This is a genomic window from Streptomyces sp. NPDC058741 (assembly GCF_042746715.1).
In the GTDB taxonomy this organism is placed as follows: Bacteria; Actinomycetota; Actinomycetes; order Streptomycetales; family Streptomycetaceae; genus Streptomyces.
The window spans coordinates 1-2345 of sequence record NZ_JBHYQH010000108.1 but is presented as its reverse complement, the minus strand read 5'-3'; the positions used below and the strand labels follow the sequence as shown (position 1 = coordinate 2345).

The 2345-nt window shown below is 67.1% G+C and carries 1 protein-coding gene; it reads right to left on the bottom strand.

Annotation, left to right across the window (positions count from 1 at the left end; all coding sequences use genetic code 11):
- Positions 1-1583: DEAD/DEAH box helicase family protein (locus ACFW6P_RS32050; protein ID WP_386425797.1), on the bottom strand; the 1583-nt coding region annotated here is incomplete at its 3' end.
- Between the last annotated feature and the right edge of the window lie 762 nt (positions 1584-2345).

Below are 2345 nucleotides of genomic sequence, written 5' to 3'. Positions count from 1 at the left end.
GGCCCACCCACGCGCCGCCGCGAGACCTTCTTCCCATGCGACGTCGTAGTGTGACCAGACCATGCCGAGCTTCTCCAGCTGCCGGGCGCGGCCGGGTCGCGTGGTGTGGAGAACTTCAGCAGCGACTGCGCGGGCACCGACACTCCACCTGCGCTGCTCCCTTCATCCGTTCCCGCCTGGCCCTCGCTGCGGCTTTGAACACCTCGGACACGGCTTGGTGCCTGCTGTTCGGCGAGCTGCTCGACCACGCGGGCGTCGTGCGCGCGCAGCGCCTCGAGGAGCTTGGCGAGTCCGCCGTAGGCTCGGGAGGTGAGCATGTTGTCCGCGGTCTCGCCCGGCCCGAGCAGGACGGGCACCACGAGTGAGGCGACCTTCCCGTCACCGGGCTGCATCCGTAGCGCGCGGCCGACGGCTTGGACGAGGTCGGGCATGGAGCCGCGCACGTCGGCGAAGTAGACGGAGTCGCAGTTCTTGGTGTCGACGCCCTCGCCCAGCACCTTCACCGAGCCCAGGAAGGCCTTCTCCACGACCGTGCCGTCGGTGGCGATCCCGTCGGCGAACTCGGCGAGGACCCGCCGCCGGTGGCCCGGCTTGTGCTCCCCGCACAGCCAGTCCGCCCAGATCGTCTTCGGGTACAGCCCGGGGTCCGTAGCGTGCAGCCGCTCGGCGACGTCGGGAAGGCCGGCCGCGAACGCCTCGGCCTCCTTCACGATGTGGTGGAAGACGAGCGTGCGCCGGAAGTTCTCCTCCGAGGACGCCTTGAACACCGCGGTCTGGAGCGCTGCGAGCCTCGCCCCGCGGACCTCGTCCGAACGGCCCTCCACGCCCAGGACCTGGACGGCCTGGAGCCGGGTGTCGGTGATGTCCACGCACACCACCTGGTAGGGCGCGCAGATTCCCCGGTCGATCGCCTCCGAGAGCGTCAGGGTGTAGCAGCGCCTGCCGAAGGGCGAGTCGGGGGAGTCTTCCATGCTCGCGACCAGCTCACCTGGCGCACCCTGCCGCTCCTGGTCTTCGTCGAGCTGCCACAGGCGGGGCGTGGCGGTCATGTACAGGCGGCGCAGGGCGGGGATGAGGGTGTTGTCGTGGACGACCGCCCATGGCTTGCCGATCCGCCCCGAGGTCCGGTGCGCCTCGTCGACGACGATCAGGTCCCAGCCCGGAAGGCCGGCCCGGTGCGCGCGTTCGAGCGTTCCGAGCCCGAGTGAGGCGTACGTGGCGAACACCGTGACCTTGTCGAACGGCCGCACCCAGGAGACCAGCTCGTCCACGTCCGTAGTGTTCGGGAAGGGCACCTCCTCGCCCCGCAGGGACGACACACCAACCATCGGGCCCGTACGGCCGGCCTCCCGCCAGGCGGTCTCGGTCTGAGCCAGCAGGTCCAGGGAGGGCACGAGGACCAGGACACGGCCCGCGTGCAGCTCTTCAGCGCTCCGGGCAGCCACGAAGGTCTTGCCGCTCCCTGTCGCCATGATCACCTGAGTCCGCAGTCCGCGCTCGGGCAGGCGGAACTGTGAGGGAATTTCGAGCGCCCGAAGCACCGCGTCCACTGCTTCCCGTTGGTGGGGACGTAGCGCCTTCATGATGCAGTCTCTCTCTGGCGAACCGCTGCTGACCTGTGCGTTTCATCAATCCGACTCTGGGGGCAGGTCGGGTGCGATGGAGCATATCTCGGAGCTCCAGGCAGCCCTCTGTTCCAGAGTTTAGCTGACACTGATAGTGAAGCACAGCGTCGACAGCGAGAAGGCCAGTTCGCACGTCAGAATTCGACAAATTGGCACCAGTCTGCTATACTTGATGTATCAAGGGGGAACTTTTGTGTCAGCCTCCAAGAGGCGTTTTGTTGGTTGCAGGGACTAGACTTGAGTGGCCCAAGTGGCCAGGAAGGAGGGGGTATTATGGAGACTGCTGCTTTTATCGTAGCGCTCCTCGCGCTATTCATTCAGCTCCTTGATTTCCTAAGGAAGTAGAAATTTGCATGATTAATGACGACCTCCCTTGACCTTTAATCATTGCCATTTCATCCGTGACTGAGCTTCACACGCCACTGGGGGTATGACTGGCTCACTCCTGACGGCCGGTCACACCCCCAACAAGCAGCCTTGTTGCCGCTCGGGCCAAAGGCCCGTTGGCCGCACCGCGCAGCGGGGCCGGCCTGTTGGTCGCGTAGCGGCCTGGGGTGGCTGGAGCGCAGCGGAGGCCACCCCTTCGAGGCCGGAGGCCCCCAGCTCCGGGAGCGCAGCGGACGGAGCGTCACCAGCCCGGCCACGCCGGGCCGGTGAGCTGCTCGCGCAGCGAGCAGCTCCGCTCACGCGAAGCGGGAGCGCAACCCCCGCGCGCAGCGC